Origin of the sequence: Neobacillus bataviensis LMG 21833, from assembly GCF_000307875.1 — a bacterium.
GTDB lineage: Bacteria > Bacillota > Bacilli > Bacillales > Cytobacillaceae > Neobacillus > Neobacillus bataviensis.
The window spans coordinates 1-5849 of the sequence record NZ_AJLS01000164.1 but is presented as its reverse complement, the minus strand read 5'-3'; the positions used below and the strand labels follow the sequence as shown (position 1 = coordinate 5849).

Sequence of the window (5849 nt, the reverse complement as noted above, 5' to 3'; positions counted from 1 at the left end):
TTGACTTATCGTAGGGCGGAGAGCGAAGGACACTAGCCGCTAGGGCGCTGGAGCTGGACAATTCTCAAAGAACCCGCAGCGGATTGTTACTCCGCTACGGGTTCTTTCTGTTCCAACTGCTGCACTTGAAATAAATTATAATAATTGCCTCGCTTAGCCATTAATTCCTCGTGTGTTCCAACCTCCACAATTTGGCCGTGTTCAATCAAGACAATCCGATTAGCATTTGTAATCGTCGATAACCGGTGGGCGACAATAAAAGTAGTTCGATCCTTAGCCAGCTCTTCTAAAGATTCTTGAATCGAATGCTCGCTTTCTAAATCCAGTGCTGACGTTGCCTCATCAAGAATTAAGATGGGAGGATTTTTTAAAAATACCCTGGCAATTGCGACACGTTGTTTTTGCCCTCCGGATAGCTTCACACCTCGTTCACCGACCTTAGTGTTGTAACCATCTGTAAGGTTAAGGATAAATTCATGGGCATTTGCTGCTTTAGCTGCCTGATAGACTTCTTCAGCAGTAGACTCCGGTTTTCCTAATAAAATATTGTCCATAACGGATTCACTGAAAAGAATATTATCTTGAAAAACCACACCAATTTTATCTCTGAGGGTTTGAACCTTAAATTGACGGATATCCACTCCATCTAAGGTAATTCTTCCTTTTGTGACATCATAAAAACGGGGAATCAAACTAACAAGCGTCGATTTTCCGCCACCGCTCATTCCGACAAGCGCGATCGTTTCTCCCCTTTTCACATCTAAATGAATATCTTTTAAGACCAATTCATCTTCTTTATCATAAGAAAATGAAACATGTTCAAAAGAAATATCTCCTTTTACATTGCTGCACACCTTCGCATCTGGCTCATCCACAATGTCATATTTCTCATCTAAAAATTCAAATACCCGGTCCATTGAGGCGAACGATTGGGTAATAGTGGTAGAGGAGTTTACCAACCTTCTTAACGGATTATAAAGTTTATCGATATAAGCAAAAAAGGCTACCATCGTCCCTAGTGACAATTGACCCTGAATAACCAGATAAGCAGAGTAACCAATGACAATTAACGGGGCAATATCTGTAATGGTATTGACTACTGCAAACGACTTAGCGTTCCAGCTTGTGTGCTCTAATGCTTTTTCTAAAAAGTTTTTATTCTGCTTATCAAACTGTTTCTGCTCGTACTCTTCAATCGCAAAGCTCTTGATGACCGGCATCCCCTGTACGCGTTCATGCAAATAGCTTTGCACTTCTGCAAGTGCTTGCGAACGCTTCCTTGTTAAATTACGAAGATTCCCAAAAAAGTATCTAACGGAAAAAGCGTAAAGCGGGAACAGCAGAATCGATACGACAGTTAATTTCACATTCATATAAAACATAAGAATAATAGCAAGTAAAATGGTGGCAATATCGAGCCAAAGATTCATTAATCCAGAAATAACAAAGGTCTTTGTTTGTTCCACATCATTAATTACTCGTGAAATAATTTCCCCGGCACGGGTATTGGAATAATACTTGAAGCTTAACTTCTGGATATGGGTGTACATTTGATCGCGAATATCATATAAAATTTTACTAGCTGTCCACTGGGCAAAATATTGGCGGTAATATTCAATCGGCGGTCTTAGGATGACAAAAACGACAATCATGACTACCAGGATGAGCATCAGTTTATTAATCTTCCCATCATGTGATAAGGTTTGATTCCCAACAATATCATCAACCACATACTTAATCAGCATGGGTATGATCAGCGGAATGGAAAATTTAATTACCCCAATAATAACTGTCCCGATAATCTGCAGGCGATACGGTTTCACAAATTGCAGATATCTGCGAATACTATTCAAAGTATTAGGCCCCCTTCCTTCAGAACATACGAACACCTGTTGATCTAACAATCAACAGGTGTTTAGCTTCTAACGTCTATATGTTAGATAACGTTCATACCAAATATCAATAAAATCTGGTGCAAACGGGCCATTCCGCTGCCGAATCCATTGAATCAATTTTTCCACATTTCTCTTTAAGATGTGATCAATCGCATCTGGATAATTCATTTCACGGCGATGGCGTTCATACTCATCCTCGTCTAGTAAATTAAAGGTCATATCAGGAAACACCTTGATATCTAGGTCATAATCAATATACTTTAGTGCTTCACCATCAAAAATAAACGGTGAACTGATATTACAGTAATAATAAATGCCATCTTCACGAATCATTCCAATGACATTGAACCAGTATTGCGAGTGGAAGTAGCAAATTGCGGGTTCCCTCGTAATCCATGTTCTGCCGTCTGATTCTGTAACAAGTGTCCGGTCATTTCCACCAATCACCAAATTCTGTGACCCTTTTAAAACGGTTGTTTCTTCCCAGACGCGATGGATGTGCCCATTGTGCTTATAGCTATGTATTTGCATTGGTTCACCTTCGATGGGTACGCCCATGTTCTCCCCTACCTTCATTCCTGAACGCTTTGCAACCTATTCCTAAACCTTTACTAATATACGATAAGAGGTAACAAAGTAAAATTCCTATTTTTTATTATTATAACGGTTAAGAACAGAATTTAAAACAAAAGAGCCACAATTCAAGAGGCTCTTTGTAAAAATTTGCGAATTTTTTGTGGAAAAGTGGCAGATTACTGCAAAAGTTTGTGATTTTCTTTCTAAAACTAGATAGAAGTGGTTAGGTTTGTTTCTTTATAGGAATTAATGACCTCTTCTGTCTGCTTCTCAAAAATGAGTTGAATCTCTTTCAGCTCTTTTTTCATCAGTTGAATATCAATTTGAATACTATCAAGGTCTGTGGCATTCTGCAAGGTTTGAAGCTCTTCTTCGATTTGTTGACAACGCTCCAGCTCTGTTTGAAGGTACAATAACTTTTCCATTGTCGCCATTTGTTCGGAAACTAATCGGTTAAACAGATCCATTTCCCTCACCGCCTTATTTTTAAGCTAATATATGTATTCTTTAACAGAACCCTTTTTCCTTTGACTATTTCTGTAAAAATGACGGAAGTTTTGTCGAAGCGGTTTGAACATGCAGGAAGAAGGCACTCTTTACGAAAAAGAGCGCCTCCTAGTTAAGTATGTTTATTCTTGTCCAAATTGACCTGCGTTTTGGTTTTTACGAGCTTCAGCAGCTTGGTTTTGCTGTCTTACTTCTTGTGCATTAGTTTCGCTCGCAAATTCAGTTCCAAATTGACCTTGTGAACCGCCTTTTGCAGATTGAGCATTTTGTTGTCTTACTTCTGCAGCATTTGTTTCACTTGCGAATTCAGTACCAAATTGACCTGCAGAGCCTGAACCAGCTTGAGCATTTTGTTGTCTTACTTCCTGAATGTTTGTTCCAGCTGAAGTTTTGTTTGGCTGTTGATTGAATTTTGCCATGGTTATCACCTCCACGAATATAATGTATCCATGTTTCGTGGAGAATATCCATTTAAATTATTATTTAAAAATAACTTATACGAGTAATGAAATCCCGCCATCAACAATAATGGTTTGTCCCCTGATCATGCTGGATTCATCAGATAATAGGAACATTACACTATTTACCATATCATCAATTTCAACCATTCTGCCCGCCGGTGTTTTTGCTCTCGCTTCTTGAAGCAGCTCTTCTCGATTAGGAAAATGCTTCAATGCTTCCGTATCTACAGCACCACCGGAAACAGCATTGACAATAATATTTTTAGGTGCCAATTCGACTGCTAAGTATCTTGTTAACGCTTCAAGAGCCGCTTTTGAAACACCCACTACGGTGTAATTTTCCAAATAGCGAATCGACCCAAGGGAACTGATGCTGACAATTTTCCCTCCCCCGTTTCTTTCCATCAATTTTGAGGCCTCTTGAGCACAGAATAACAATGCTTTGCTATTAATATTTAAAGTCCAGTCCCAATGCGACTCTTCAAGTTCCATAACAGGACGCTGCACGCCTGAAGCAGCATTATTGACAAATATATCTAAACGGCCATATTCCTGGTCAATTTGAGCAAACATATCTTTAATTTTAGCCACATCACCCACATTGGCTTTAACAATTAACACCTTTCGGCCCAATGCTTCAATTTGTTCGGCCACTTCAAGAGCAGACTTTTTACTTCTCGCATAGTTAATCACGATATCATATCCGGCTTCTGCCAACCGAAGTGCTGTTGCCTTGCCTATTCCTCTGCTGCTTCCAGTTATTAATGCTACTTTTTGTGTCATCTTCCCTTTTCCCTTCTTCATTCAAGTATTGGTACTGTCTAGCTTCAGCGCATAGAGGCGCTTCCGCTTTTCCAATCATTTTATCTTTTCTAGGTATAGAAGACAATTATTATAAGACACTAAAGGCAAATTAAAAATTGATTGGAGGTTTTGAAAGATGTATGGCGGACGTGATATGACGGAGCTTTCGATGATGGGGAAATCTGATTGGGACGATTCGGAGCTTGCTTTTTTTCATCATTCCTTGCAGCAAATTGCCCCTTATTTAAATAGTGAAGGGCAGACCATCCATCGCGAAATTATTGAAGAAATAGAAAACCGCGGCGGGATTAAAAGATAATGAAAAGAGACCGCAGTATCAGGCGGTCTCCTCCTTAAATACTTTGATACAGTTTAAACATTTTTTGATAAGGAACAGGGAAGGCATATTCTTTCATTTCTTCAAAAGAAACAAGCTTCCACTCGTTTGTTTCCTGAAATTTAGCGGTAATTGTCCCTGTGTATACTTTCATATTCCAAACTAAGTGTGAAAACACATGGTCAATTTGACCAATAATCTGCTCAAGCTCGATATCTAAATCAAGAGTTTTGTTAAAAAGGGTAACAATCTGTTCCCTATCGATTTGCATAGGATGATGGATCTCCACCGTAGGGAATTCCCACAAATTTGCGAGTAGCCCATTTGCGGGGCGCTTATGAATTAAAAATTTTCCCGTTGTATCCGTAATGATTGCTGCAGTTAGTTGGACATCACGCGTCTTCGTTTTCTTTGTTTTTACCGGCAGCTCATTTTGAACCCCTTCAAAAAATGCATGGCAATGTTCGCGTACCGGACATAATAAGCAGGAAGGTGAGGTAGGTGTGCAGACCAATGCGCCTAATTCCATTAATGCCTGATTAAATGAGGATGGATCCTCATGAGAAATTAATTCACGCACTGCTTGTTCAAATACCTTGCGTGATGAAGGTTTAGCAATATCTTCCCAAATAGAAAGAATTCGTGATAAAACCCTCATTACATTTCCATCCACCGCAGGCTCTGGGATTCCGTAGGCAATACTTAGAATCGCACCGGCTGTATAGGGCCCAACCCCTTTAAGTTCAGCTATTTCCTTCGGTGTACTTGGCACCTCCCCGTTATATTTTTCCCTTACTTCCTTAACAGCAGACTGCAGGTTTCGTACCCTTGAATAATATCCAAGTCCTTCCCAGGCTTTAAGCACTTTATCTTCGTCAGCTTCAGCCAAATCATCAATCGTTGGAAACCAATCAATAAAACGATTAAAATAAGGGATCACCGTGTCTACTCTTGTTTGCTGCAACATAATTTCTGAGACCCATACCTTATATGGATCCTGGTCTTTCCGCCACGGCAAGTCACGCTGTTCATTTTTAAACCAGGCAATTAAATCATTTTGAAATGCATTTATATTGATTTTCTTGAAAATTTCTTGTTCAATTAACATAAATTTAGTGCCTCCAAATTGTTAAACAGGGTATAATAATAAGACAATTTCGTTTAACGATAAGCTAATTTGCTTATTTTGACAATAGTTTTAAGAAAAGCGCAAGCGCCCTGGTCAGCGGCATATGGCCTGGAGCGCTCCAACTGAGATAAAGGAAACAC

Annotated in this window: 7 protein-coding genes; 1 reads left to right on the top strand and 6 read right to left on the bottom strand. The window is 39.4% G+C overall.

Annotated elements, in window-relative coordinates; all coding sequences use genetic code 11:
- Nucleotides 1-86 precede the first annotated feature (86 nt).
- The 5 genes from BABA_RS24390 to fabL form a co-directional block, all read right to left on the bottom strand.
- Complete coding sequence (locus BABA_RS24390; RefSeq protein WP_007087949.1) at nucleotides 87-1853, bottom strand: ABC transporter ATP-binding protein; 1767 nt, start codon at nucleotides 1851-1853, stop codon at nucleotides 87-89.
- Nucleotides 1854-1922: 69 nt separating this feature from the next.
- Nucleotides 1923-2453, bottom strand: a complete 531-nt coding sequence (gene ntdP, locus BABA_RS24385; RefSeq protein ID WP_007087948.1) for a nucleoside tri-diphosphate phosphatase — start codon at nucleotides 2451-2453, stop codon at nucleotides 1923-1925.
- A 227-nt stretch (nucleotides 2454-2680) separates the two neighbouring features.
- The gene (locus tag BABA_RS24380; RefSeq protein ID WP_007087947.1) at nucleotides 2681-2938 is read right to left on the bottom strand and encodes a YgaB family protein; all 258 of its coding nucleotides are present in this window, start codon (nucleotides 2936-2938) and stop codon (nucleotides 2681-2683) included.
- 162 nt (nucleotides 2939-3100) lie between these two features.
- Nucleotides 3101-3397, bottom strand: coding sequence for a gamma-type small acid-soluble spore protein (locus tag BABA_RS24375; RefSeq protein WP_007087946.1), 297 nt, complete (start codon nucleotides 3395-3397; stop codon nucleotides 3101-3103).
- A 75-nt stretch (nucleotides 3398-3472) separates the two neighbouring features.
- On the bottom strand, nucleotides 3473-4222 hold the full coding sequence (gene fabL, locus BABA_RS24370) for an enoyl-[acyl-carrier-protein] reductase FabL (protein ID WP_007087945.1): 750 nt from the start codon (nucleotides 4220-4222) through the stop codon (nucleotides 3473-3475).
- Nucleotides 4223-4379: 157 nt separating this feature from the next.
- Between fabL and BABA_RS24365 the strand changes: the two genes are divergently transcribed.
- Complete coding sequence (locus BABA_RS24365; protein ID WP_007087944.1) at nucleotides 4380-4562, top strand: hypothetical protein; 183 nt, start codon at nucleotides 4380-4382, stop codon at nucleotides 4560-4562.
- Between the two features lie 34 nt (nucleotides 4563-4596).
- Here the strand turns inward: BABA_RS24365 and mutY are convergent, their stop codons facing one another.
- A complete protein-coding gene (mutY, locus tag BABA_RS24360) occupies nucleotides 4597-5688 on the bottom strand; it encodes an A/G-specific adenine glycosylase (protein ID WP_007087943.1) in 1092 nt (363 codons plus the stop codon).
- Nucleotides 5689-5849: the final 161 nt, after the last annotated feature.

What these genes read in the sequence shown, in the direction of transcription:
- mutY (WP_007087943.1), bottom strand. Translation starts at nt 5,688, where the DNA reads ATGTTAATTGAACAAGAAATTTTCAAGAAAATCAATATAAATGCATTT.
- fabL (WP_007087945.1), bottom strand. Translation starts at nt 4,222, where the DNA reads ATGACACAAAAAGTAGCATTAATAACTGGAAGCAGCAGAGGAATAGGC.
- ntdP (WP_007087948.1), bottom strand. Translation starts at nt 2,453, where the DNA reads ATGGGCGTACCCATCGAAGGTGAACCAATGCAAATACATAGCTATAAG.
- BABA_RS24380 (WP_007087947.1), bottom strand. Translation starts at nt 2,938, where the DNA reads ATGGATCTGTTTAACCGATTAGTTTCCGAACAAATGGCGACAATGGAA.
- BABA_RS24365 (WP_007087944.1), top strand. Translation starts at nt 4,380, where the DNA reads ATGTATGGCGGACGTGATATGACGGAGCTTTCGATGATGGGGAAATCT.
- BABA_RS24375 (WP_007087946.1), bottom strand. Translation starts at nt 3,397, where the DNA reads ATGGCAAAATTCAATCAACAGCCAAACAAAACTTCAGCTGGAACAAAC.